Here is a 25,022-nt window from a genome sequence, read left to right as displayed (position 1 = left end):
AGGCGCAGCTGTGGATAACCTGCCCATTATTGTAGATGGCCCTGTCGAAGGAGTCGGCCCAGGAACCCGAACGGGCCGTTCCGGTTCTCACAGGACGATGACCGAGCTGCTCAGATCCTATCGGGACAAGCGGGATTTCGAGGCCTCGCCCGAGCCCAAGGGCAAGCGCGGCCGCAAGGCGGCGAAGGCGCGGTTCGTCGTCCAGAAGCACGACGCGCGGCGCCTCCACTACGACCTGCGGCTCGAGATGGACGGGGTGCTCAAGAGCTGGGCGGTGACGCGCGGACCGAGCCTGTCGCCCGCCGAGAAGCGGCTCGCGGTCCAGACGGAGGATCACCCGGTCGACTATCTGGCCTGGGAGGGCGCGATCCCGAAGGGCCAGTATGGCGGTGGGACCATGATCGTCTGGGACACCGGTTCCTGGGAGCCCATGGGTGATCCGTCCGTTGGACTGGCGAAGGGGCACCTCGAATTCGCCCTGCACGGCGAAAGGCTCGTGGGCCGATGGCATCTCGTGCGCATGAAGGGCCGCGGCGGCGAGAAGAAGCAGCCCTGGTTGCTGGTGAAGGCCGACGACGAGCACGCCCGCCGCGACGGCGACATCCTCGTCGAGCACGAGGCCTCGGTCCTGTCGGGCCGGACCAACCGGGATCTCGCCGAGGGCGGGGTCGTCAGAGCCGATCATGCGGCCCGCGCCGAGGTCGCCGCCGAGAGGAGGACGAAGCCGCCCGCGAGCCGCTCCAAGGGGGCCCGCCAGGCGATCCTGCCGCCCTTCGTCGAACCCGCGCTCGCGACCCTCGTCGACGACGTACCCACCGGCGACGGCTGGCTGTACGAGATCAAGCACGATGGCTACCGCATGCAGGCCCGCATCGACGGCGGCTCGGTGAAGCTTCTGACGCGCTCGGGCCTCGACTGGACCGCGAAGTTCGAAGCCGCGGCCCAGGCCCTGAAGGGTATGAAGCTGCCCTCGGCCCTGATCGACGCCGAAATCGTCGTCGAGACGGAGAGCGGGGTCTCCAGCTTCTCCGCCCTGCAACAGGCGCTCGCCGCCGGCGATACGGGATCGGCGGTCGTCTACGCCTTCGATCTGCTCTACCTCGACGGCAGGGATCTGCGTGCCCTGCCCCTGACCGAACGCAAGGACCTGCTGCTGCAGGTCCTCGACGACGCCCCGCCGGGCGGCCCCATCCGGTTCAGCGAGCATCTCATCGCCGATGGCGAGGCCATGGCGCGCCACGCCTGCAGGCTCGGACTGGAAGGCATCGTCGCCAAGCGCGCTGACGCGCCCCACCGCTCGGGCCGGACCGATGCCTGGCGCAAGATCAAATGCAGCTTGTCGAAGGAGTTCGTCGTCGCCGGCTACATGCCGTCGACCACCGCGTCCAGGTCCGTCGGGTCGTTGATCCTCGGGACGCACGAGGACGGCACCCTCGTCCACGTCGGGCGGGTCGGCACCGGCTTCCGCGACGCGGTTGCGCGGGATCTCTGGACGCAGCTGGAACCGCTGCGCATCCCGGCGGCGCCCTTCGCGGCCGAGCTGCCGCCGCCGGCGCGCCGCAACGCCCGCTGGGTCGAGACCCGGCTCGTCTGCGAGGTCACGTTCCGCGGGTGGACGGGCGACCGCCAGCTTCGGCACGCGTCCTTCAAGACCCTCCGGAGCGACGTGCGGCCTGAGGAGGTCGTACGGGAGAAGGGGGCCGCGGCCGCGAAGCCTCGTATGCGGAAGCCGCCGGTGAAGGCCACGCCGCTGACGCATCCGGATCGCGTGCTCTGGCCCGACGTCGGCCTGACCAAGGAGGGTCTCGCCGAGTATTACGAAGAGGTTGCCGACCGAATCCTGCCGCACGTCGTCGACCGGCCGCTATCGCTTCTCCGGTGCCCGGATGGCCTCGGATCCTGCTTCTACCAGAAACACGCCTGGGCCGGTCTCGACGACCGCCATATCCGGTCCGTGGACGGGGAGAACACCGTCGTGATCCGGGATCGGGATGGCCTTCGCGCCCTCGTCCAGTCGAGCGTGCTGGAGATCCATCCATGGGGGGCGACGGTCTCGGACCCGAATCGGCCGGACCGGCTGGTGTTCGACCTGGATCCGGGCGACGGCGTCGCGTGGGACGATCTCGTCGCCGGCGCGCTGGAGGTGCGCGAGCGGATGTCGGCCTCGGGCCTCGCCAGCTTCGTGAAGACCACCGGCGGCAAGGGGCTGCACGTCATCGTGCCGATCGAGCCGAAGGTCGGCTGGGACGAGGCCAAGGCCTTCGCGAAGCGCATCGCATCCGAGATGGCGAAGGACGTCCCCGACAGCTTCGTCGCGACCGTGTCGAGGAAGGCCAGGGAGGGACGGATTTACGTGGACTACCTGCGCAACCAGCAAGGCGCGACCGCCGTCGCGGCCTTCTCCACCCGGGCGCGCCCCGGGGCGCCCGTATCCGTTCCCATCGATTGGAGCGAACTTCCGTCGCTCGGCTCCGGGGCGCGCTTCGACGTTACAAGCCTGCTGGGGCGCCTGTCCGCATTACAGCGCGATCCCTGGACTGGGTTCGAACGCGCGGCTCGTCCGCTCGAGGTTGCTGGGCGCCGACCCCGTCGACGGACCTCGTAGGCGAAACCTGACGCTTGGTACCCATTCACGAGGGGCGTTTGGGCTGGCGACCAGACTTTGGTCCTTCGTCCCGAAGCGGATGTTCCACCGTCGACCCAAACTCGCCGCTCAAGGCTGCTCGCGCCGGGCCCGAAAGCGGTCATTCGGCCAACTGCCGTCCTTGCAGCAGCGAACCCAGCAATGACCGTTCGCCCGTCCGCGGCCGCGTTCGAACCGGAAAAGAAGTGCCTCTTCCGTGTGCGATCATTCGATCGCTATCGGCGTTTCGCTCAGGAGGCCTGGGACATCCTGCCGGATCGCGTAACGATGCGTGTGAGCGACATCACGCTCTGGATCAGTGCCGATTTGGTCTAGGAGCCCTACCAGCATGGGCAGATCCAGAGCTTGGACACAGTCAGGAAGCGATCAAGGAGCTGGTGTACCGCAAGCGATATTTCGTGAGCGATGGCGACGTCGACGAGGATGCGGCGGAGGAACGAGCAAGGTGTCTTAGAAGAGATCTAACTTCCTTCTTCCCCTAGCGGATACTGAGACCAGTATCATCCCCTTCACGCCGGGTAAGAAAACATGTGGCTCTCCGACGAAGCCGGGCCCAATCGAAACGACGCCCTGTTCGCCCGACGAAGATCCCGCGAATGTCCCTGAGCGTGAAGGGGTTAAGCCGCCGCTGGCACCTTTCGTTCGCAGGCGGGCTCAAGAGGGCTGTGACTCGGGGATAGGTCTGTTCTCGGCGTACAATTGTCGGCAGCGATCCAGGCAGGATTAAGGATCGATTAAGCCGCCGTGAGCGAGACATCGCGTAAATGTTGGTTTCAAAAATGGTGGATCGCCCGATCCTGGAGTTCACGCTGATGAACACCCCCTTGTTGCGATCTTCCAATGAGGCCGAGCGCCTTGCCGCCCTGCGTGACCTGAACATCCTTGATACCGCACCGGAGACCCAGTTCGATGCGATCTGCCGTACGGCGCAGGTCTTGTTCGGAATGCCGATTGCCCTAGTCTCGCTCCTCGACGAAGACCGCCAGTGGTTCAAGGCGCGCTGCGGGCTGAGCCACGACGCAACGTCCCGGGACGTCGCATTCTGCAACCATACCATCCAGGCCGACGAGGTCCTCATCGTCGAGGATGCCCGTGACGATGCCCGGTTCAAGTCGAACCCCCTGGTCACGGGGGAGCCGGGCATCCGCTTCTATGCCGGCGCACCGCTGATCCTGAGGTCCGGCATCCGCGTCGGATCACTCTGCATCATCGATACCGAGCCGCGACGCTTCTCGAGCGAGCAGGGCCGCCAGCTCCGCGACCTGGCCGAGGTCGTGACCGCGAACCTGCGCGTCTACCAGGATCGTACCGAGCATCGCCGCGTGGCGGCGACGCTGGCGGATACCGATGATGCGTTGCGCGACGCCCGATCCCGCTACGCCTCACTCGCCGATGCCCTGCCGCAGATGGTGTGGACCGTCTCGCCCGAGGACCGCGTCACCGCCTACCGGAACGCGAGCTTCCGTGCCTACTACGGCGAGGCCGACGGTTCGCGCGGCCGGGCCCACAGCCGCAACCATCCGGGTGACGTCGACCGCATGTCGAGCGCCTGGGAGGCCGCGGTCTCGAGCAAGCAGGCTTTCGAACTCGAAGGTCGCCTCAGGCGGCATGACGGCGACTACCGCTGGCACCGGATCGTCATGATCCCGCTGAAGCGCAGCGGAGAGGTGATCGAGTGGCTCGGTACGGCGCTCGATATCGACCACATCATCGCGGCACAGACCGCGCTGAAGGCGACCGGAGACCTCCTGCGTCTCGCCCAGGAGGCGGCCGAGGCGGGCATCTGGGAGTGGGACATGCGCGACGACGTCGTCCGGCTCTCATCGATGAGCGCCCGCATGCACAACCTTCCGGTACCGGTCGGCCAGGACGCGATGGAGATCCCGCTGGCCGATTGGAAGGTGCAGGTCCATCCCGACGACCTTCCTAAGGTCTGGGACGAGGTAAAGCGCGCCATAGCCGATCGGACCACGTACAGCTGCGAGTTCCGCATCGCCAATCCTGCGGTCCCGGCCGAACCGCGATGGATGCAGTCTTTCGGTCGCATGCTCGACGACGCGGCCGGCGAGCCCGTCCGCTGCGTCGGCCTCCAGATCGACATCACGGATCGAAAAGTCTCCGAGGCGCGCATCGCCCACGTCGCGAGTCACGACAACCTCACCGACCTACCCAATCGCGTGGTCTTCCACGCGACGCTCGAAAGATCCCTCGCGGATCTCGGAAACGGTCAAGCCGCGCTGCTCTGCCTCGACCTCGACCGCTTCAAGACCGTCAACGACACGCTCGGACACCATGCCGGGGACAGGCTCCTACGCGTCGTCGCCGACCGTTTGAGGGACTCCGTCGGGAATGAGGGCGTCATCGCGCGCCTCGGCGGGGACGAGTTCGCGATCATCCTGCCGGGGGTCGGGCTTGAGACCGCGCAGGCGCTCGCACGGACCGTCATCGACGCCATCGGCCAACCGATCCATCTCGGCAGCCAGGTGGTGACCATCGGCGCGAGCATCGGGATCGCGCTCGCACCGGAACATGGACTGGAGGTAGATCTCCTGCATCGCCATGCCGACCTCGCCCTCTACCGGGCCAAGGGGGCCGGACGGAACAGCTCCCAGGTCTACACCAAGGGAATGGACGAAGCCCTGGAGGACAGGAACAAGCTTGAGTTCGACATGCATCTCGCCCATCGCAAGGCGGAGTTTCGGCTGTATTACCAACCCGTCGTCGCACTGACGGACGGGCAGGTCCGTGGCTTCGAGGCCTTGATGCGCTGGCCGCATCCGATCCGCGGGATGGTCTCGCCGGCCGAATTCATCCCGATCGCAGAGGAGACCGGCCTGGTGGTTCCCCTCGGGACCTGGGCTCTGGAAGAGGCCTGTCGCTTCGCCGCGTCGTGGCCGATCCAGGCGCGCATCGCCGTCAACGTCTCGGCGGTCCAGTTCCAGCAGCCCGGCCTTGAAGCGGCCGTTGCGAACGCCCTTGCGGTCTCCGGTCTCGCGGCCAACAGGCTCGAACTGGAGATCACAGAGAGTCTGATGATCCAGGATGGCGACGCGGTCATCGCCTGCCTGCATAGGCTTCGGTCCCTCGGCGTCCGCATCGCCCTGGACGATTTCGGGACGGGGTACTCCAGCCTGAGCTACCTTCGGCGCTTCCCGTTCGACAAGATCAAGATCGACCGGTCGTTCGTACGCGAGATCGACGACCCCGACGCGCAGGCCATCGTCCGCGCCGTGGTCAGCATCGGCGAACGTCTTGGGACCGCGATCACCGCCGAGGGTGTCGAGACTGAGGATCAACTTGCCCTGGTGACCCAAACGGGATGCACGGAGGTTCAGGGTTTCCTGTTCGGCAAGCCGATGACGCCCGAGCAGGCCCTGGCTTTTATGAGAGAGCAAACCCCGCGGAAGGCGGCGTGAAGCAGCCGCCATGCTACAACCGCAAGATCAATGTCTGCTTGAGGACCGGACGCGACTGAAAGCAGCCAGACGTTTCCCACCCCGAACGGTCATTCCGGATCCGACTCGGCCCGGCTGACATACCCGGCTTGCCTCGGCTTCCGATGCAGACGCTCGGACATGCTGGTGCTGTGCTGCGCCAACCGGGACATCACGCGGACTTCCGGCCGGGTTCGCGGGAGCACGTGGCTAGGCGGTGGTTAGGCGTCGGGACTTCGCGTGGCGCCTTGACGGTGATGACGACCTCCTGACAGACGAATTCAACACTATCGGCGCACCGGCGTGTGTTGCGCCGCCCGACCGCTTCGGGCGCCTTCCCACGTGGCAGCCAGCGCGGCGGTACGGCCGCGCTGGCCCGACCCGGCTCAGCGCAGGAGCTGGAGGATGCCCTGGTTGGCGCTGTTGGCCAGCGACAGCGCCGAGATCGCCAGCGACCGGCGCGTCGACAGTCCGTGACCTCCGTTATCTCGATCGACCGGATTGCTTCGGCAACCTTGCGGCCTTGCAACCCCAGGACATCCACCTGACGCAACTTCGCGACGATTTCTCCAGCCGTATGCTGCTTCCGACCCATGATGAATCCCCTACATCGCTCAGGGAGGACCACTTTTCAGGGGCAGGCCAGCTTAATCGTCGAAGCCTTCCAGAACGACTTTGCCCTTCGCGCGACCGCTCTCGATCAGTGCATGAGCCCGCGCGAGGTTGGTGGCATTGAGAGGTCCGAACGACTCATTGAGCGTGCTGTGGAGTTTTCCCGCGTCGATCAGGCGGGAGACCTCGGTGAGGATCTCGTGCTGCCGCTCCATGTCTGCCGTTCCGAACAGCGAGCGGGTGAACATCAGCTCCCAGTGAAGCGACAGGCTCTTTGGCTTGAGCGGCATCACGTCGAGGGTTGCAGGATCGTCGATCAGGCCGAGCCGCCCCTGCGGCGCAAGCAGTTGAATGATCTGAGGCAGATGCGCATCGGTCCCTGTCGTCGCAAACACGAAGCCCGGTACGCTGACCAGACCCAGGGCCGCTACCTCGGCGGCGAGCGGCTTGGAATGGTCGACGATGTGGTGGGCGCCGAGATCCCGGCACCATTGTGCGGTCTCGGGGCGCGACGCGGTAGCGATCACCGTCAGTTCGGTAAGCTGCCGGGCGAGCTGAATCGCGATCGACCCAACGCCACCCGCGCCGCCTATGATCAGGAGCGCAGTCGCGGCGCCGGGCACTGGCTTGGAGACGTCGAGACGGTCGAACAACATCTCCCAGGCGGTCAGCGCTGTGAGCGGCAATGCGGCGGCGGCCGAGAAGCCCAGGGTGTCGGGCTTCCGCCCGACCAGGCGCTCGTCCACGCATTGCAGGGTAGCGTTGCTGCCAGGTCTATCGAGGGCACCGGCATAGAACACCGCGTCGCCGGGCTTGAACAGGCGCGCCTCGGGACCGACGGCCGTGACGATTCCGGCCGCATCCCAGCCGAGAATCTTCGGCGTGCAGGCCTGCTGATAGACCCCCTGCCGCACCTTGGTGTCGATCGGGTTCACGGAGACGGCGTGGACGCGCACGAGCAGGTCGCGGCCGGTGGGGACGGGATCGGCGAAGGTCGTGTCCACAAGCGCGCCCGGCGCCGCGATTGGTGAACCTTCGGTGTAGGTGACGGCACGCATGGCTCTCTCCTAACGCTTGGTTCGATGTCGCCCAGGGATGAAGGGCCTTGAAGCCAGCTCATATAGGCCGGGAAACGGATCGGATGAGTGCCGGGTGGGGGCCGCCGCCATTGACGGCGCCGTGGGACCGAACGGCTCAAGCGTCGTTCACGCCGGCATCGGACGACGGCTCGGCATATCGACATTGATCGACCCCCACGAGGCAGTCGCGGCCCACGTCTCCATCATGACGCCGGATCGCTCGCGGGCCCGCCGCCGTGAAGGGTGCTTCATTCCAAGCCTGGGCGTCGGCGGGCGTGTCGAAAGCATCGGGGGCAACGACGGCATCTCGCGGAACGCCGGCGATTGAAGGCCGAGGATGCCCTGACTGTCCGGCGCGTTTCCATTACTAGAGATCCGCGTCGTACATTCCATGCTTCAGGTCGGATCGATAGTTATCCAGAGTTCGTCAAGTGACTGATCTACGCGATAGAGGCGAAGCGCACGGAAAGACCAGCCCGGAGAGACCGCTCCTGATGCGAGGTCGAAGGAGGCTAGGTGCCTCGGACAATGGATCCGGCCCGCCGCGCAGCGTCCGAGCGACAAGTCGGCGCCTTCGTGAGGGCAGGCCCGCTCCGCCGCGACGAGCCTTTCGCCGTCCCGCATGAGGATCAGGTGATGCCCCCGCACGAGAATCGGCGTCGGCGCCGGCCCGTCGAGGATGTCGAGAGGACCGAGGTGCAACCGCACGGGCCGCTCCGGGTCAGCCACCGAGGTAGGCGTCGCGAACGTGCGGATCGGCGATCAGGTCGGCGCCCTTGCCCGCGAGCACGATGCGGCCGGTCTCCAACAAGTAGGCGTAGTCGCAGAGTTCCAAGGCCGCGAAGGCGTTCTGCTCGACGAGCAGGACCGTCGTCCCGGCATCGCAGATCGCGCGGATCACCGAGAACATCCGCTCGACGATGTTCGGGGCGAGCCCCAGGGACGGTTCGTCGAACAGGACGAGCTTGGGCCGCGCCATCAGCGCCCGGCCGATCGCCAGCATCTGCTGCTCGCCCCCCGAAAGGGTTCCGGCCGCCTGCGCCCGGCGCTCGGCGAGACGCGGGAACTCGCCGTAGATCCGGGCGAGGTCGGCGGCGATGCCGGCCTTGTCTCGCCGGAGATAGGCACCCATCGCGAGGTTCTCGGCGACGCTCATCTGCGGGAAGACCCGGCGCCCCTCGGGGCAATGCGCGATCCCATGGCCGAGCACACGGCGCGGGTCGGCTCCGGTGATGTCGCGGCCCTCCAGGCGGATCGAACCCGAGCGGGCGGGGACGAGGCCCGAGATGGCGCGCAACGTCGTCGACTTGCCGGCCCCGTTGGCGCCGACCAGTGCCACGAGCTGCCCAGCCCGGACCTCGATCGTGAGACCTTTCAGCGCAGTCACGTGTCCGTAGCCGCAGACGAGGTCGCGGATCTCAAGCATCGCTCGTCTCCCGTACCGCGGCGGCTCGGTGGGCGGCCTCGCGGGCCGCACTGCCCTGGCCGAGATAGGCTTCGATCACCGCCGGATCGGTGCGGATCGCCGCCGGCGGCCCTTGCGCGATCAGGCGTCCGTGGTTCAGCACGGCGATGCGGTCGGAAACCGCCATGACCATCGGCATGTCGTGTTCCACCAGCAGGATCGTGATGCCGTCGTCGCGGATGCCGCGGATCAGGCGGACGAAGACCTGGGTCTCGGAGGCGTTCATGCCCGAGACCGGCTCGTCGAGGAGCAGCATCGTCGGGTTGCTGGCTAGCGCCAACGCTACGCCGACGAGGCGCTGCTCGCCATAGGCGAGCGCGCCCGCCTTCTCGCCGGCGCGCGCGGCGAGGCCGACCCGATCGAGCAGTTCGAGTGCCCGCCCCCGCGAGGCCCGCTCCGCGGCGCCGTCTCGCCCGAGCAGGGTGTCGAGCAGCCTCGGATGGTCCCCGGACGCCCCACGTCGGTGCAGGCCGATCATCACGTTGTCGAACACGGTGTCGTCGGGAAACACGCTGGTGCGCTGGAACGTGCGCGCAAGCCCGAGCCGGACGATCTCGTGGGGCTGGAGGCCGCCGAGCGGGGTGCCGCGGAAGCGCACCTGCCCGCGGCTCGGCTTCAGGAAGCCGGTCATCACGTTGAAGGCAGTGGTCTTCCCGGCCCCGTTCGGGCCGATCAGGCTGACGATCTCGCCCCGATGGACGTCGAAGTGCAGGTCGGCGATGGCCACGAGGCCGCCGAAGCGCACCCCGACATGGTCGATCGCCAGGAGCGGCGCGCTCATGGGTGCACCTCGGCGGCGAGCGGGGCGGGGGCCGGCCCGGCGCGCCGGCGGACGAGACCGGCCAGTCCCGGCACGATGCCCTTCGGTACCACGAACAGGATCGCGATGAGGACGAGGCCGTAGACCATCCACTGCGCTTCGGGCGCCATCACGGGGCGGAGCGCCACCGGCAGCATCCCGAAGATCACCCCACCAATGATCGGCCCGAGCAGGGTGCCCTTGCCGCCGCCGACCACCATGATCACCATCGTGACGGTGGTGGAGAACTGGAACACGTCCGGGTCGATGATGCGCAGATAATGCGCGTAGAGGCTGCCGGCGGCGCCCGCCATTCCCGCCGAGATCACCGCGGCGATGGTGAGCGTGCGGGTCGCGTCGATGCCGACCGAGAGCGCGAGCGACTCGTTCTCCTTGAGCCCGCGCATCGCCCGGCCGAAGCGCGAGCCGACGAGGCGGGCGACGATCAGGTAGCAGAGCGTACCGACCGAGAGGACAAGATAGTAGTTCTGCAGCTTGGTCTTCAGGGTCCAGGTGCCGAGCCCCGGGAGGCCGAGGGTGAAGGCCGGGATGCCGGTGAGCGCAAGCGGCCCCTGGGTCAGCTCGACCCAGTTCAGCGCTACGAGCCGCACGACTTCGGCGAACGAGATCGTGACGATGACGAAGTAGGCGCCGCGCACCCGGAACGACAGCCGCCCCACGAGCCAGCCGCACGCGCCCGCCGCCAGGATCGCCAGGGGAAAGCCGATCGCCGCCGGCCAGGGCGCGTGCACGACGCGCAGGCCGAAGCCGAGGTCGACGTCGAACCCGAGGCTCGTCAGGGCACTGACGTAGGCGCCGATGCCGAAGAACGCGATGTGCCCGAGGCTGAGCTGCCCGGTGAAGCCGAGCAGCAGGTTCAGGCTCATGGCCGCGATGATCAGGATGCCGGTCGTGATCATCGCGTTGAGGAGATACGGGTTGGTGCCGAGCGCCAGCGGCAGCAGGCCGAGGCCCGCAAGAACGGCGAGGGGGGCGAGCCGGGTCATCCGATGCGCTCCGCCTTGGCGAACAGCCCGGTCGGCTTGAACACCAGCACCGCGATGATGATCAGGAAGCCCATCGCGTCGCGATAGCCCGAGGAGATGTAGCCGGCGCCGAGTTCCTCGGCGAGCGCCAGGATGAAGCCGCCGATCGCGGCGCCGGTGATGTTGCCGAGGCCGCCGAGGATGACGATGGCGAAGGCCTTCAGCTCGGCCATCCCGCCCATCTGCGGAAACACCACGTAGACGGGGCCGAGGAGCGCGCCCGCGGCGGCGGCGAGGCTCGACCCTATGGCGAAGGTTGCGGTGTAGATCAGCCGCACGTTGACCCCCATCAGGGCGGCGGTGTCGTGGTCCTGGAAGGCCGCTCGCATGGCGAGGCCGAGCCGGGTGCGGTTGATCAGGACGTAGGTGAGCACGATCAGCGTCAGCGCCGCGCCGAGGACGAACAGGCGGAGCCACGAGACGGAAACCGGCCCGATCTGAAGCGGTGCCTCTGGAAACGGCGTCGGGATCGCCTTGGCGACGCCGCCGAACAGCCAGAGCGTTCCCGATTGCAGCACGATGCCGGCCCCGATCATCACTAGCATCGTCGTGTCGATGTCGGAGCCGCGCAACGGCCGCAGCAGCACGAGCTCGATCGCGGCCCCGAGGACGAGGCCCCCGAGGATCGCCGCCGGCAGCGCCAGGAAGAAGTTCAGTCCGAGCGCGGCCACCGCGAGGTAGGTGAGGTAGGCCCCCACCGTGTAGAGCGCCCCGTGGGTGAAGTTCACGACGTTCATGATCCCGAAGATCAGCGTCAGCCCGATCCCGAGGAGCGCATAGGTGCCCCCGAGGACCAGGGTGTTGAGGAGGTGCTGGTAGAATTCTGCCATCGGGCAATCCCTGTCCGTCGCGGGCGGTCCCGGCCGGGCTCGGTGCCGGCCGGGATCGATCGGGCTGGCGGCGTCAGAGGGTCGGAACCGCGACCTTCCCGTCCCGGATCTCGATCAGGTAGACGTCGGGCTTGCTCTGCCCGCTCTCCTTGCCGGCGGGGCCGGCCTTGATGAAGCGGATCGGGCCGTTGAGCCCGGTGAAGTCGACCGACCAGAACGCCTTGGTGATCGCGGCGGGCTCGGCGGACCCCGCCTTCTCGATCGCCTGCGCGATCGCCCGGATGCCGTCGTACCCGCGAAAACTCTCGGTGACGCCGGCGAACTGGAAGCCGCGATTGTTCCATTCGCCGATGAAGTAGGCGGTGGCCTGCGGGTTCGGGGTCTTCTCGGGGAACCAGGGCAGGAAGGTCGTCAGGTGCATCGTGCCTTCGGCGGCGCTGCCGGCCTGTGCGATGATCTGGTCCGGGTTCTGCGATCCGCCGGTGGTGATGACCCGCTTCTTGAGGCCGAGCGCAGCCATCTGCTTGAAGATCAGCACCAACTGGTCGACGGCGCTGGTGATCATGATGGTATCGCTGTCGGAGGCCTTCAGCTTGGACAGCTGGGCACTCATGTCCTGCGCCCCCTGGTCCATGGTCTCGACGAGTCCGACGGCGACGCCCTTGCCCTTGAGCATCGTGCCGAAATCGGCTGCGGCCCCACGGCCGAAATCGTTGTTCAGGATGAGGAAGTCGACCTTCTTCAGCCCGAGCTTGGCGACCATCGGCGCGAACGTCTCGGCCTCCAGGGACGAGGGCGGCGAGATGCGAAAGACGTACGGGTTGCCGGACGTGGTGATCTTGCCGGACGAAGAGGTCTCCACCAGCATCGCCGTCTCGTAGTCGGCGAGCTTGGGCATCACGGCCAGCGTCAGGCTGGAGCCCCAAGCGCCCATCAGCACCGGGGTCTTGTCGCTGGTGATCAGCTTCTCGGCCACTGCCGCGGCCTCGGTGGGGTTGCTCTTGTTGTCCTCGATCACGAGTTCGATCTTGCGCCCGAGCACGCCGCCCTTGGCGTTGATCTCATCTGCTGCGATCTTCGCGCCGTTGACCACGTAGGTGCCGGACGCCGCGAACGCTCCGGTGAGCGGCTCGTTGACACCGATGCGGATCGCCTGCGCGTAGGCCGTGCTCGATGCGAGGACCAGCGACAGGGCCAGGGCGTGTGTCAGGGCGGGCGCGAGGGTCTTGCGGGTCATGTCGATCTCCGGGACGTCATGGGGCGATTGGCGAAGGTCAGGGCCGCGGCCGGCGCCACGCGGCGAACCGACGGCGCAGCGGATCGAGCAGCAGGCCGAGGATCAGGCGGATCGGATGGAGGTCGGCCGGCGGTGCGGGCGCCGCGCCGGACAGCCGGGCCTCAAGGTTATTCGCGAAGTCGGCCGTGAGCCGCCCCGCAAGGTCGCGCACGAGCCCGGGGCGGCCAAACTGCGCCAGCGGCCCCTTCAGGGTGTAGCCGACAGCGAGCACCACCCGCGCCGTGCCGGGGGCCTCGCCGGGTTCCACCCGATACCGGATCTCGCCCTCGGTGGCGGAGCGTCCGCCCGCGTCGCTGCCCGCCCCCAGGATCCGGCCGGTGCGGGCGGGCACGTCGCGCCAGATCCGCGCCCGACCCGCGAAGCGCGCTGTGATCGGCCCGATCCGTACTTGAAGCGCGCCCTCCACCGCATCCGGCCGCGGCGTGCCCAACAGTATGGCGCCCGGCAAGCAGGCGGCGACGGCCTCCACATCCCCGAACAGGGCGAACACAGCCTCGGGGGCATGGGCGGCTGCGAAGGTCTGCGCGAAGCCATGCGCGGGCTCGAAGTCGTCCGCGACATCGAGGATCGCGGCGGGTGCCGCGACCGATGGGCGGGCGGCGGCGGTCGTCGACCCTGCGGCGGCGGTCGTCCCGGTCCTGGCGCCGACAGGCCCGAGCGCGCGCACGGCATCCGCCCCGCCATGCGCCGCGGCGGGAATGCCCCTCGCCCGGCGCTCAGCGATCACCGCGCGCACGGCCCGGACGATGCCGGCGTAGCCGGTGCAGCGGCAGAGGTTGCCCGAAAGCCCGGCGCGGATGCGCCGCTCGTCGGGCTCGGGCAGGCGGATGACGAGGTCGCGGGCGGCGACCAGCATCCCGGGGGTGCAGTAGCCGCACTGAAGCGCGTGTTCGCGGTTGAACGCGGCGCGCAGTTCGGCGGCGATCGGATCGTCGTCGAGGCCCTCGATGGTGGTGACGACGCTGCCTTCGCAGGCGCCGCCGAGGGTCAGGCAAGCGCGGGCCGGCTCGCCGTCGAGCAGCACCGTGCAGGCGCCGCAAACGCCGTGCTCGCAGCCGAGATGGGTACCGGTGAGGTCGAGGGTGTCGCGCAGTAGATCGGCCAGGTGCGTGCGCGGCTCGGCCTCGGTGCGAACGGCACGGCCGTTCACCGTGAGCGCCAGCGGCATCCGGTCGTCGCGGGCAAGTGCCGCCGTGCTCATGCGGCCTCCGTCAGGCGTAGGGGTGCGGGACGTGCCGCCTGCGCCACGGCGCGGGCGAGCACGGTGACGTGGACGTGGCGGTCGATCGCCTCGGACATACCCGCCTCTCGCAGGGCGTCGTCGGCCGCCCTCGCATCGAAGCGGTCCGAGAAATCCGCGCCGATGCGGCCGCCGAAGAGCGGGCGGGCGTCGGCCAGCAGGAGCGGCGCCCGCTCGATCGCGCCGATCACCACCCGTCCATGTCCGGCTTGTCGGTCGATCAGGACGGCGCCGATGGCGTGGGCGAACTCGCCGATCTTCGAACAGTGCTTGACGTAGCCCCAGGCGGAGCCTTGCGGGATCGCGGGGATCCGCACGGCGACCAGCATCTCGCCGGGCTCCAGAGCCACGTCGAGGGCGCCGCGGACGAAGGCGTCGAGGGCGAGGCGCCTGCGCCCGGACCGCGAGACCAGCTCGACCTCGGCCCGAAGCGCGATCAGCGCCGTGACCCAGTCGGCGGCGGGGTCGGCGTGGACGAGGCTGCCGCCGACGGTGCCGCGGTTGCGCACGGGACGATAGGCGATGGCAGAGGCGACGCGCGCCATGGCGCCGCCGGTCACGTCCGGCACCCGTCCGTCCTCGATGTCGGCGTGCGTGACGCACGCGCCAAGCACCAGGGTCGTGCCGTCGAGGTTCGCCCGCCGCAACTCGGGAACACCGGTCACGTCGAAGACCCGGTCGGGCTCGACGAGCCGCAGGTTCAGCATCGGCCCGAGAGACTGGCCGCCGGCGATCAGCTTGACCGAGCCGTCGGCCTCGGCGAGCCGCTCGAGGAGCGCAGCGAGGTCTGCGGGACGTTCGTAGGCGAAGCGGGCGGCCTTCATGCGGCGGCCCTTGCGCCGACGGCCGTCCGATGGCGGGCGGCGAGCACGGCTTCGACGATGCGGCGCTGGCTCATCGGCGACCGCAGCATCTCGACGCCCAGCGGCCCGAGCGCATCGTTGATCGCGTTGGCGAGGGCCGCAGGCGGCGCGATGGCGCCGCCCTCGCCGATGCCTTTCACGCCGAACTGCGTGTAGGGGGAGGGCGTCTCCATGTGGTCGATCCGGGGATCGGGCACCTCGGCGGCGCCGGGCAGGAGATAGTCCGCGAAGGTCGTGGCGAGGGGCTGACCGCGGTCGTCGAAGGCCATCTCCTCGTAGAGCGCCGTGCCGATGCCTTGCGCGAGCCCGCCGCAGATCTGGCCGTCGACCACCAGCGGGTTCACCAGCACGCCGCCATCCTCGACGATGACATAGTCCAAGATCTCGACCGCGCCGAGGTCTGGATCGACGGCGACCACCACCGCGTGCGCGGCGTAGGAGAAGGTGCCGGAATCGCGCTGCGGCTTGTAGCCGGCGGTAACCTCGAGGCCGCCCGGGTTCACGTCGGGCGCGAGATCCTGCGGCCGCCGGTACCAGGTGCGGGCGATCTCTTCGAGCGACACGTCGCCCGTCGGGCCGATCACCCGTCCGGCCGCGAACCGACAATTCACAGGCTCGGCCTGGAGCAGGTGCGCGCCGATGGCGAGCGCCCGGTCGGCCAGTTCACGGCAGGCGGTGGCCACCGCGCCGCCAGCCATCACCATCACCCGCGAACCCCAGGAGCCGGTGGAATAGGGCGTCATCGCGGTGTCGCCGTGGACGAGACGGGTTCTCGCGACGGGCACGCCCAGGATCTCGTGGGCGACCTGGGCTAGCGTCGTCTCGAGGCCCTGGCCGTGGGAATGGGCGCCGATGCGCAGTTCGAGGCCCCCGTCCGGGGTCAGTCGGGCGCCGGCTTGCTCGTGGCCCGGCACCATCGGAATGCCCCAGCCCGAATAGACCGAGGTGCCGTGCGCCGCCTGCTCGCAGTAGATCGACAGGCCGAGGCCGACCCGGCGCCCGTCCGCCTCGCCCGCGGCCTGCCGGGCGCGCAGGGCCGGCAGATCGACGGCGTCGAGCGCGCGGGCGAGCGCCTGCGGATAGTCGCCGCTGTCGAAGTGCTTGTTCGTGATGTTGTCGAAAGGCATCTGCTCGGGCCGCACGAGGTTCTTCGCGCGCACCACCCACGGCTCGATGCCGGCTTCGCGGGCCACCGCGTCAAGCACGAGTTCCAGCGCGAAGCAGACGCCGGTGCGCGCCACCCCGCGATAGGGCAGGATCGGGCACTTGTTCGTCGCCACCGACCACGTGCGGCAGCGGTAGCTCGGGAAGTCGTAGGGGCCGGGCAGGATGCTCGCGACCTGCGCCGCCTCCAGGCAGGCCGAGAACGGATAGGCGGAGTACGCGCCGGAATCGACGGTGGCCTCGCAGTCGATGCCGCGAAGCGTTCCGTCGCGGTCGGCATAGGCGGTGATGCGGTAATGGTGCTCGCGGCAATTGGCGTTGGCGGTGAGGTGCTCGCGCCGGTCCTCCAGCCAGCGCACAGGATGGCCGCAGCGCAAGGCGAGCCATGCGAGGCAGATCTCCTCCGCGAGTAGAATGCCCTTGTAGCCGAAGCCGCCGCCGACATCGGGCGCGACGATGCGGATGCGGCCCTGCTCGATCCCGAGGCACTCGCTGAGGCCGTTGCGCACGATGTGCGGCATCTGGCTGGCGGAGTGGACGACGAGCTGGTCCATGCGATGATCGAGATGCACCACGGCGCCGCGCCCCTCGAGCGGAGCCATGCACTGGCGGGCGGTGGAGATCGTGCGCGAGACTTGGATCGGCGCATCGAGCGCAGCGGCGAAGTTCACGTCGACCTGCGTCTCCAGGAAGACGTTGTCGCCCCAGTGCTCGTGGACGAGCGCCGAAGCCGGTTCGCGGGCGGCGAGCATGTCATGGACGGCCGGAAGCTCCTCCAGGTCGAGGACGACCGAGGCGGCGATGTCCTCGGCCTCGGCCCGCGTCGGCGCGACGCAGAACGCCAGCAGCTCGCCGACTTGCCGCACCTTGCCCGTGGCCAGCACCGGCTGCTCCGAGACCTTGAAGCCCGGCAGCCCCGAGACCGCGCGGATCGGCTGCACGCCGTCGAGATCGGCCGCGGTGAACACCCGGTCGCGATAGCCCTCCGGCACGTGGATCGCCCGGATGCGGGCATGCGCCAGGGGGCTTCGTACGAAGGCCACGTCCTGCATCTTCGGCATGCGGATGTCGCCGACATACTGGCCACGCCCGCGCATCAGGCGGTCGTCCTCCTTGCGCGGCAGGCGGGCGCCGACGCCCTCACCGAGGATCGGGCGCGCCGTCACGCCGCGATTGCCTGCGGCAGGATCGGTGAATCCGCCTCGAAGCGCTTGCCCGCGCGCAGGCAGAAGGCCGGCTGGAGCAAGCGCTGTGCGATGACCTGCGTGTCCTCGTTGTCGCGCAGGAGAAAGCGGCCGCGATGGTCGTGGAGCACCGACACGTCGGCGGCGAATCCCGGTGTCAGCGCGCCGATCCGGTCGGACAGGCCCAGCATCTCCGCCGGGTGCGAGGTCACCATCGGCACGACCTGCTCCAGGGAGAGGCCGAGCGCCATCATTGAGCTCATCGCTTGGGTCAGGCTGAAGCGCGCCTGACCGAGGAAGGGATGGTTCTCGTCGTCGTGGTGCTCGTCGGGGGTGCCGGCGGGCTTCGGCACCTCGGTGTTGTAGCCGTGCATGTCGGCACCGAGGGTGTAGGGCATCACGCCCGCCGGCAGGGAGGCGCGGGCGACCCGGTAGGAGAAGTGGCTGCCGTGGCCGACGTCGACCCGCAGGCCCGCATCCATTGCCGCACGGATGATCGGGTGGACGACGCCGTCCTCGTTGATGAAGCCGCCCGGATGCCGGGTGAAGGGGTGGGCGAGAAAGTCGCCGGGGCGCAGCAGCGGGATCACCCGCTCCATGATGGTATTGGCATCCTCGCCATTGGAGCCGCTCTCGGGCAGGCCCCAGAGCTGACCGAAATGCACGTAGAGCGGCAGGTCGGAGCGGCGGCTGATCTCGGCGGCCATCTCCATGACCTTGATGCCCCAGCGGGCGAACCCCCCGATCTCCGCATGGCCCTTGATGCCGCGCACGAGGTCGCGGTTCTCGGTGGCCGACTTGACCGTCGCCTCGATGTCGACGCCGTCGGGGCTGTAGAGGTTCGGGTAGAAGTGCCCTTCGAGGCCGCCCACGAGGTAGGCGGAGAGGAAGGCGTAGACCCGCGTCTCGGCTTTCTCCGCGACGAAGTGGCGGAAGCCCGGCAGTGTCATGCAGGAGGGGCCGCCCTGATCGATCACCGTGGTCACGCCGGAGCGCACGCCGACCATGTCGGGCGGCAAACCGAAGCGGCCGGTGACGTACTGGTAGACGTGGCCGTGGGTGTCGATCATGCCCGGCAGCACCAACTTGCCGGAGACGTCGATCACCTCGGTCGCTGCCGACGGGACGACGGACTCGGCGACCGCCGCGATGCGCCCGTCTCGGATCGCCACGTCTCGGATGCCGTCGATGCCGGAGACCGGGCAGATCACGCGTCCGCCGCGCAGGAGCAGATCGAAACGGGGATCGTCCATGGGACTGCCTTATCGTCGGAGCGCCGGTCAGGCCGACGCTCTGGTGTATCGAAAAGCGAAGTGTGCTTCGTAATTGTCGGTATGCAGTCCGCGTGCCAGACTGGTTCGGAGGATGGATTGCGATGGACGACAGGATTGCCGACGACAGGGCCGGCGACCGCGAGGAGACGGATGCCGCGGCGGCCGCCGCACGCACCTGGCCGCTGACCGAGCGCCCCGGCTTCCTCGCGCGGCGCCTCCACCAGATCCACGTAAGCCTGTTTTCCGAGCGCTGCGCTGCGTTTCGGATCACACCGCTGCAATACAGCCTGCTGTCGCTTCTGCGGGACCTCGAGGAGGCCGACCAGACGACGCTGGCCAACGCCGTTGCGCTTGACCGCACGACCACGACGGGCGCGTTGAAGCGGCTCGCCACCCGCGGGCTGGTCAGCCGGTCGACCTCCTTGGCGGATCGCCGGGCGCAGGTCTGTCGCATCACCGCGGAGGGCAAAGCGCTCCACGCGGCGATGGAGCACGCCGCCCACGAGGCCCATGCCCTGACGATCTCGGCGCTCGCCCCTAAGGATCAGGACCTTCTGGTCGGACTCCTGAGGCGCGCCGTGGCGGGCCACGATCATCGGCGCGGCCACCTCGATCTTGGGTAGTCCAGGCCGGCCGATCGCCGGCCCGACAGGCGCGGCCGGTAAACTCCCATGATCGTCACGGCCAGCGCGCGGGCACGCGGGACGAGGCTCTCCACCTCCCGGTACTCCTCCGGGGAATGGGCCCGGCCGCCGACGGGGCCGACCGCACAGTGACTCGGGCAGCCGACGCTGGCGGTGAAATCGGAATCGGCGCAGCCGCCCGTGAACGCGCCCGAGACCGTCGCGCCGTAGCGCGCGCTCGCTCCGGCATAGGCCTCGAACAGGGCGCGCGAGGCCGCATCCTGCAGCGGCAGGAATTCCCCCCGGATCGTCAAAGCGGCCGAGGTGCCGGGAAGCATGGCCTCGGTTACGATCGCCGCGATGCGTGCCATGGCTGCTTCGCGATCCTCCGGGCGGACGTAGCGCAGGTCGATCGCGCAGGTGGCGAGCGGCGCGACCGTGTTGACCGACTGGCCGCCCGAGACGAGGCCGACGTTCACGGTGGTGCCGCGTTCGAGGTCGGTGATCGCATGCAGCGCGATCGTCTTGTGGGCGAGTTCGCCGATGGCGCTGGTCCCGTCCGCGGGGTTGGCGCCGGAATGGGCAGCCTTGCCATGCACCGTCGACGCCATGAACACGCCGCCCTTGCGGCCCGTCACCACATCGCCCGACGGGCGCCCCGGCTCCGAATTCAGCACCGCGCGCGCCGCGCGTCGTCTCCTCGATGATCGGGCGGCAGGCCGGCGACGCGGTCTCCTCGTCGCTGGTGAACAGGCCGACGAGCGGGGACGGTGCCCCGCCCACCCGTTGGAAGGCGGCGAGGCGGAAGGCGTTCATCACGAGCCAGGCCTTCATGTCGGCGACGCCCGGGCCGTAGGCGCGACCATCCGAGACCCGGAACGGCCGCCGCGCGGCCTCGCCGGTCGAGAACACCGTGTCGCGGTGCCCCATCAGCACCGCCGGCCGATAGGCGGCTCCGCGCCCGGCCACGTGGGCCTTCAGCGCATCGCCGTATCCTGCGATCGGGATCGTGGCGACGGACACACCATGCTCGGCGAGAACCCACCGATCCGGGCAGCGACGGCATCGACGCCGGCCTCCTCGTAGGAATTGGAATCGATGTTCACGAGAACCGCGAGCAGGGCCAGCATCGCGGCCTCCCGTGCTTCGAGCCAGCGGACCGTGTCGGCGCCTCTGTCGGACAGCGCAACTCCCATCGGGCTGCCCCGGCACTTGGGACGGATGGATCCGCCGCCGGCCGCGCCTTCGTTCCTTCCGCCGCGTCAGTCCCGGTACGCCGGCTCCTCGCGATCCAGGATTCTCCGGATCGCGGACAGGGGCAGGCGGGCGGATTCGGGATCGCCGGCGCGCATCTGGCGGGCCGTGGCTTCGGCGATCGCGGGATCCACGGGGATGACCTGGCGCCCGGTCGAGAGCGCCAGGGTCTGCACCTCGGCAGCCCGCTCGAGATCGTAGAGGTCGTCCCAGGCTTCCGCGATGGTCGGCCCCAGGACCATCACCCCGTGATGCTTCATGAAGAGGCAACCGAACCTTGATCTTGCTTCCGGAAGAAGACGTTCCGTCAGCGATTCGAGCCGGTCGCTTCGTGTCCGGCGAAGGCTCCCCGCAAGTGGATCGCTATCGAGCGCGATGGCCTTGCCGTCAGCCTTCGAGCTCGGTCGCCATCGAGCTTAGACGGGCTTACCAACATGATCCTGGGACATGCGGCCCACATGAGCCGCCACTGTCACGTCCCAGGGCGCCGGGGTTCGAAAGATTTCGCCGAGGAAGGTCAGGAACGCCTTCACGTTTGGATTGCCCCGGCGGCTCTCCGGCCACAGGGCGATCATTGCGTGGCGGTCCACGGAATACTCATGCAGGATCGGGATGAGTTCGCCGCGTTCGACCAAGGGAGCCGCCAGATAGGTCGGCGAGATGCCGATGCCGCCACCCGCGACGAGAGCGGATGCAACGGCGTCGCTGTTGTCGGTGACGATGCCGGCGTTGGGTACGATCTCCAGGATGCGATCCCCGACTCGAAAAGGCCAGCGTAGCGCTTGGCCAGTGCTTTGAAAGCGGAAGTTCACGCAGTCGTGGTCCACGAGTTCGTCCGGATGCCGTGGGGTTCCGCGCCGGACCAGATAGGCCGGGGATGCGAATGCGCAGACACGGTGTGGCGCCAGCGTTCGAGCGATCAGTCGGCTGTCTCCGAGATCCCCGACGCGGATGGCGACGTCGATGCCGTCCGCGATCAGGTCGGCAAAGCCATCGCCGAGGCGCAGGTCCACCATCAGCTTCGGGTAGCGCTCACGGAAACGGGGCAGTGCCGGAGCAATCAGGTGCAGGCCTACCGGCAACGGCGCCGTGACCTTCAGGGTCCCGGCTGGTTCCGAGCGGGCCGCCACCGCCATCTGCTCGATCTCCTCGGCATCGCGTAGCAGGCGAAGCGCCCGCTCGTGCAGGTCGCGTCCTTCCGAAGTGAGCGTGAGCGACCGGGTGGTTCGGTGGAAGAGGCGCAGACCAAGATGCTGCTCTAGGCGCTGGACGCTTTTGCTCACCGCGGAGGGCGAGATCGAGAGCGCGCGCGCTGCCGCGGTATAGCTCCCCAGCGAGCCGGCACGAGCGAATGCGATGAGGCCGGTGAGCCGGTCGAGCCCAATTTGTGCCGTCATGGCGTAACTGAACCGCCACGCGGCAGAATTATCAAGCCCAAAGCGAAGATCTAGGTTTTGGTCCCCGGCGATCGACGCCCCGAGCACGAGGATCAGGACCATGAACGACATCAGCTCGCTTGCGGCTTCCACCCTTCAAGATCGCACCGTCGTCATCTTCGGTGGCACCTCCGGCATCGGTTTGGCCTCCGCGATCCAGGCCAAGGCCGCGGGCGCCAAGGTCATCGTCGTCGGGTTCAACCCTGAGGGCGCGGAGCGGGTCGCGACGGAGAACGGCTTCAATGGCTGGCGTGCGGCCGACGTGACCAAGCCCGAGACCATCGCACAGGCCCTCGCGGACATCCCGCACGTGGACCACCTCGTCCTCCTCGCCGGCACCTTCGTCGCCGGCAAGGTCCTGGATGCCGAGGTCGAGTACCTGAAGCGCGCCTTCGACGAGCGGATCTGGGCGGCCGTCCATACCCTACGGACGCTCGGTGAACGCCTCGCTTCCGATGGCTCCGTGACCTTCATCTCGGGAGCGCTGGCGGATCGCCCGAGCGCCCAGGGAACGGCAGTGCTCGCCGCCGCCTCGGCCGCGATGGAGGCTTTTGCCCGGGGTCTGGCGCTGGAACTCGCGCCGATACGCGTGAATACGCTCTCACCCGGCACCACGGACACGCCGCTTCTCTCCCGTACGCTGGGCACGCATCGCGACGCCTACGTCGCCGCCCTCACCGAGAAGCTCCCCCAGCGTCGTCTCGGCACGGCGGAGGAGGCTGGTGCAGCGGTCGTCTTCCTCATGAGCAACGGCTTCATGAACGGCGAGACCCTCCACATCGACGGCGGCGCACGGCTGGTCTGACCGCCCGGCCAAACCTCGCCGAAGTCTACCTGCCGAAAGTCGTTGCCCGAACGAAGGTCCGCTTCATGGCTTGGGTTCCCCGAAGCGGATCAACCCCCAATCCTTTCGACCTGGACGTAGGTCATCCTCCACCAAGCTACCGAGAAGCGGACCTCCCCAGGGTCCGGAAGGGTCGAGAGCGGAACGTCCGAGGCGGCTAGGTTTCCGCAAGTCTACTCTTGGAACGCAGACCCGAGAAACTGGACGTGAGCGCGGAATGCAACGCATGTCGGCTATTCGCCCATTCCGATCGGTCGTGAACGCCGGAGGGCATCCGACCGCCGATGCCCTGGGGGCGCGGCGGTCCGCGCGGCACGAAAGAACGGAGGGCCGGCGCCACGCCGACCCGGCGGCTTGATCCCTGAACCTAGCGCCTGACCTTGCCGCGGTTCGCGATCGGTTGCCGGACAGCCGCTAGGCAGCCTCGCGCGCAAGGGTGGGCAGGTCCGCCCCGGCCTCGATCTCGGCCGCCGAGGGAAGACTTCCGAGGCCGAGCAAGTGCAGGAAGGCGGTGAAGGCACTGTTGCGGCCGATGCTGCAGGCGGCGGTCACTCTGTCGCCGGTGACGTAATAGGCGATGAAGTCGAGGGCGGAGGGGTCGCCCTGAACGATGATCCGGTCGAAACCTTTGGCGTATCCACCGTAATCGAGCCGCTTGTCGCCCTGGTTGCTCCAGAAGAATGGAGCACCTGCGAACACGCCGCTTCGGTCGAGGATGGCATGGGCCACATGGGTGCCGTGCTGCTGCGCGAGACGCCAATGCTCGATCCGTGCGGTCTCGCCGCTCGCCCTCTCCGGGAAAGCGGAGATATCGCCTGCGATCCAGACGCCGTCCGCGAGCTTGAGGTCCCCGCCGACCTCGAGACCGCCGCCCTCGCCGGGGTCGACGTCCGCGATCAGGCTGCTTTCCGGATCTGCACCTGCGCCGACGAGAACGATGTCGGCCGGGAGGCGCCGTCCGTCCTTCGTCTCGACAGCTTCGACACGACTGATGCCAGTGATCCTGACGACGGAGCCGGTCTCGAACGTGACGCCGTTGTCGGCATGGTACTGCTTCAGCGCTGCGCCCACCGCCTCGCCGAAGCGCTTGGCGAAGGGCACCTCCTCGCGCGCCAGCACGGTTACGGACAGCCGGCGGCGACGATACTGACGATGCCCCATTTGCGCCGAGCTACGCCTTCCGAACGCGCCGCATGAGCGGCGATGGCGGATGAGGCGTAGATGCCGACGCTGCATACGACTGCGGCCAACAGCAACAGTTGCTCGTCGTGGAAGTCTCGAACGCAAGTCACGATCTAATGCATGTCGACTTCACTGGTGATATCAGAGTCAGAAGTGTCCGGTGATCAGAGGTGGCCATCGCACCTGGCTGCGATGGCTTTACTCGCGCCTTTTTATGGTTGCGCCTTTGGGTGTGGACCGAGCAGAGTTTTGCCGTGTCGGATCAGGAGCTCGACTTCCGCTAGGGCTCGCACGGAGATGTCTTTCAGGTCGTCGGTGGAGCGACCAAAGCTCGGGTGCATCTGCAACGAAGACGTCCAAAATCTTTCGATGCCCGATCGTAATGTCTCTCGTCGAGCGCGTAGGCCTTGGAGCGGCAAGCGAACCCGCACTGCGTTGGTGGATCCGTTTTCCTGATCGGCATCCACGATCGTATCCCGTGCGCTTGAGCCGACGACCGACCGCGTCGGCTCGGACCATCGGACAAGAGAAGCGAACTCAGCGCTCATCTCGTCCGCGCCTGGGACGACGTCTCTAGACAGCCGCTCGTGATGCCTGGCGAACCTTTCGGGTGGCTTGATCGACCTGCTCGCTTGCCCGGGCGATGTCCTCCATGCTTCCGGCGATCGTCGTCACCCCGTGGGCGGCCGTATGCATGCTTCCCGACATCTCCCGGGTCACGGCGGACTGTTCCTCCACAGCAGCGGCGATGG

At 68.3% G+C, this 25,022-nt stretch carries 20 protein-coding genes and 3 pseudogenes; 6 read left to right on the top strand and 17 right to left on the bottom strand.

Translation table 11 applies throughout. The annotated features are described in order from the left end of the window. The first annotated feature begins 97 nt into the window (after positions 1 to 97). From ligD to FV227_RS16150, 3 genes are all read left to right on the top strand, one after another. Entirely contained in the window at positions 98 to 2,605 is a 2,508-nt protein-coding gene (gene ligD / locus FV227_RS16155; protein ID WP_147725148.1) for a DNA ligase D, read from the top strand. Between the two features lie 180 nt (positions 2,606 to 2,785). After that, a complete protein-coding gene (locus tag FV227_RS29085) occupies positions 2,786 to 2,959 on the top strand; it encodes a hypothetical protein (RefSeq protein WP_187274840.1) in 174 nt (57 codons plus the stop codon). A gap of 464 nt (positions 2,960 to 3,423) precedes the next feature. Then, on the top strand, positions 3,424 to 6,060 hold the full coding sequence (locus tag FV227_RS16150) for an EAL domain-containing protein (protein WP_187274839.1): 2,637 nt from the start codon (positions 3,424 to 3,426) through the stop codon (positions 6,058 to 6,060). A 490-nt stretch (positions 6,061 to 6,550) separates the two neighbouring features. Here FV227_RS16150 and FV227_RS16145 read toward each other — a convergent pair. After that, positions 6,551 to 6,673 (bottom strand): annotated as a pseudogene (locus FV227_RS16145) (IS3 family transposase); the annotation flags it as partial. A gap of 52 nt (positions 6,674 to 6,725) precedes the next feature. Then, entirely contained in the window at positions 6,726 to 7,748 is a 1,023-nt protein-coding gene (locus tag FV227_RS16140) for a zinc-binding alcohol dehydrogenase family protein (RefSeq protein WP_147725152.1), read from the bottom strand. A gap of 37 nt (positions 7,749 to 7,785) precedes the next feature. On the opposite strand from FV227_RS16140, the gene FV227_RS16135 reads away from it, so the two are divergent. After that, complete coding sequence (locus FV227_RS16135; RefSeq protein ID WP_147725154.1) at positions 7,786 to 8,097, top strand: hypothetical protein; 312 nt, start codon at positions 7,786 to 7,788, stop codon at positions 8,095 to 8,097. Between the two features lie 68 nt (positions 8,098 to 8,165). On the opposite strand, the gene FV227_RS16130 is transcribed toward FV227_RS16135, so the two are convergent. The 10 genes from FV227_RS16130 to FV227_RS16085 form a co-directional block, all read right to left on the bottom strand. After that, complete coding sequence (locus FV227_RS16130) at positions 8,166 to 8,477, bottom strand: Rieske (2Fe-2S) protein (protein WP_281406246.1); 312 nt, start codon at positions 8,475 to 8,477, stop codon at positions 8,166 to 8,168. Positions 8,478 to 8,490: 13 nt separating this feature from the next. After that, positions 8,491 to 9,195, bottom strand: coding sequence for an ABC transporter ATP-binding protein (locus FV227_RS16125; protein WP_147725158.1), 705 nt, complete (start codon positions 9,193 to 9,195; stop codon positions 8,491 to 8,493). Then, positions 9,188 to 10,015, bottom strand: coding sequence for an ABC transporter ATP-binding protein (locus tag FV227_RS16120; protein WP_147725160.1), 828 nt, complete (start codon positions 10,013 to 10,015; stop codon positions 9,188 to 9,190). Before FV227_RS16120 ends, FV227_RS16125 begins: the two co-directional genes overlap by 8 nt. Then, positions 10,012 to 11,040, bottom strand: a complete 1,029-nt coding sequence (locus tag FV227_RS16115) for a branched-chain amino acid ABC transporter permease (RefSeq protein WP_147859438.1) — start codon at positions 11,038 to 11,040, stop codon at positions 10,012 to 10,014. Before FV227_RS16115 ends, FV227_RS16120 begins: the two co-directional genes overlap by 4 nt. Continuing rightward, the gene (locus FV227_RS16110) at positions 11,037 to 11,909 is read right to left on the bottom strand and encodes a branched-chain amino acid ABC transporter permease (RefSeq protein ID WP_147725164.1); all 873 of its coding nucleotides are present in this window, start codon (positions 11,907 to 11,909) and stop codon (positions 11,037 to 11,039) included. Before FV227_RS16110 ends, FV227_RS16115 begins: the two co-directional genes overlap by 4 nt. A gap of 73 nt (positions 11,910 to 11,982) precedes the next feature. After that, positions 11,983 to 13,146, bottom strand: coding sequence for an ABC transporter substrate-binding protein (locus tag FV227_RS16105; protein WP_147725166.1), 1,164 nt, complete (start codon positions 13,144 to 13,146; stop codon positions 11,983 to 11,985). A gap of 37 nt (positions 13,147 to 13,183) precedes the next feature. Continuing rightward, positions 13,184 to 14,407 carry a 2Fe-2S iron-sulfur cluster-binding protein gene (locus FV227_RS16100; protein ID WP_147859437.1) on the bottom strand — a complete coding sequence of 408 codons (1,224 nt, stop codon included), beginning with the start codon at positions 14,405 to 14,407 and terminating at the stop codon, positions 13,184 to 13,186. Then, positions 14,404 to 15,270 (bottom strand): FAD binding domain-containing protein, encoded by an 867-nt coding sequence (locus FV227_RS16095; RefSeq protein ID WP_147725169.1) that lies wholly within the window; start codon positions 15,268 to 15,270, stop codon positions 14,404 to 14,406. Before FV227_RS16095 ends, FV227_RS16100 begins: the two co-directional genes overlap by 4 nt. Continuing rightward, the gene (locus FV227_RS16090; protein ID WP_147859443.1) at positions 15,267 to 17,570 is read right to left on the bottom strand and encodes a xanthine dehydrogenase family protein molybdopterin-binding subunit; all 2,304 of its coding nucleotides are present in this window, start codon (positions 17,568 to 17,570) and stop codon (positions 15,267 to 15,269) included. Before FV227_RS16090 ends, FV227_RS16095 begins: the two co-directional genes overlap by 4 nt. Positions 17,571 to 17,635: 65 nt before the next feature. Continuing rightward, positions 17,636 to 18,910 carry an amidohydrolase/deacetylase family metallohydrolase gene (locus FV227_RS16085; protein WP_147727622.1) on the bottom strand — a complete coding sequence of 425 codons (1,275 nt, stop codon included), beginning with the start codon at positions 18,908 to 18,910 and terminating at the stop codon, positions 17,636 to 17,638. 122 nt (positions 18,911 to 19,032) lie between these two features. Here FV227_RS16085 and FV227_RS16080 point away from each other — a divergent pair, with 122 nt between their 5' ends. Beyond that, positions 19,033 to 19,554 carry a MarR family transcriptional regulator gene (locus tag FV227_RS16080; RefSeq protein ID WP_147727621.1) on the top strand — a complete coding sequence of 174 codons (522 nt, stop codon included), beginning with the start codon at positions 19,033 to 19,035 and terminating at the stop codon, positions 19,552 to 19,554. A 47-nt stretch (positions 19,555 to 19,601) separates the two neighbouring features. On the opposite strand, the pseudogene FV227_RS16075 reads toward FV227_RS16080, so the two are convergent. The 3 genes and pseudogenes from FV227_RS16075 to FV227_RS16065 all read right to left on the bottom strand — a co-directional run. After that, positions 19,602 to 20,750, bottom strand: a pseudogene (locus FV227_RS16075) (M20 family metallopeptidase); the annotation flags it as partial. Positions 20,751 to 20,816: 66 nt separating this feature from the next. Then, positions 20,817 to 21,119 carry a class II aldolase/adducin family protein gene (locus FV227_RS16070; protein WP_279603949.1) on the bottom strand — a complete coding sequence of 101 codons (303 nt, stop codon included), beginning with the start codon at positions 21,117 to 21,119 and terminating at the stop codon, positions 20,817 to 20,819. Between the two features lie 105 nt (positions 21,120 to 21,224). Then, complete coding sequence (locus FV227_RS16065) at positions 21,225 to 22,205, bottom strand: LysR family transcriptional regulator (protein ID WP_147727623.1); 981 nt, start codon at positions 22,203 to 22,205, stop codon at positions 21,225 to 21,227. A gap of 100 nt (positions 22,206 to 22,305) precedes the next feature. On the opposite strand from FV227_RS16065, the gene FV227_RS16060 reads away from it, so the two are divergent. Continuing rightward, positions 22,306 to 23,049 carry an SDR family oxidoreductase gene (locus tag FV227_RS16060; protein WP_147727619.1) on the top strand — a complete coding sequence of 248 codons (744 nt, stop codon included), beginning with the start codon at positions 22,306 to 22,308 and terminating at the stop codon, positions 23,047 to 23,049. Positions 23,050 to 23,502: 453 nt separating this feature from the next. Here FV227_RS16060 and FV227_RS16055 read toward each other — a convergent pair whose 3' ends face one another. Both FV227_RS16055 and FV227_RS29885 read right to left on the bottom strand, forming a co-directional pair. Then, positions 23,503 to 24,249 carry an FAD-dependent oxidoreductase gene (locus tag FV227_RS16055; protein ID WP_246688366.1) on the bottom strand — a complete coding sequence of 249 codons (747 nt, stop codon included), beginning with the start codon at positions 24,247 to 24,249 and terminating at the stop codon, positions 23,503 to 23,505. A 594-nt stretch (positions 24,250 to 24,843) separates the two neighbouring features. Then, positions 24,844 to 25,022: pseudogene (locus FV227_RS29885) on the bottom strand (chemotaxis protein); the annotation flags it as partial.

It is taken from the genome of Methylobacterium sp. WL119, assembly GCF_008039875.1.
Lineage (GTDB): Bacteria > Pseudomonadota > Alphaproteobacteria > Rhizobiales > Beijerinckiaceae > Methylobacterium.
The sequence above is the reverse complement of the archived record's forward strand: the minus strand, read 5'-3'. Positions and strand labels throughout refer to the sequence as shown.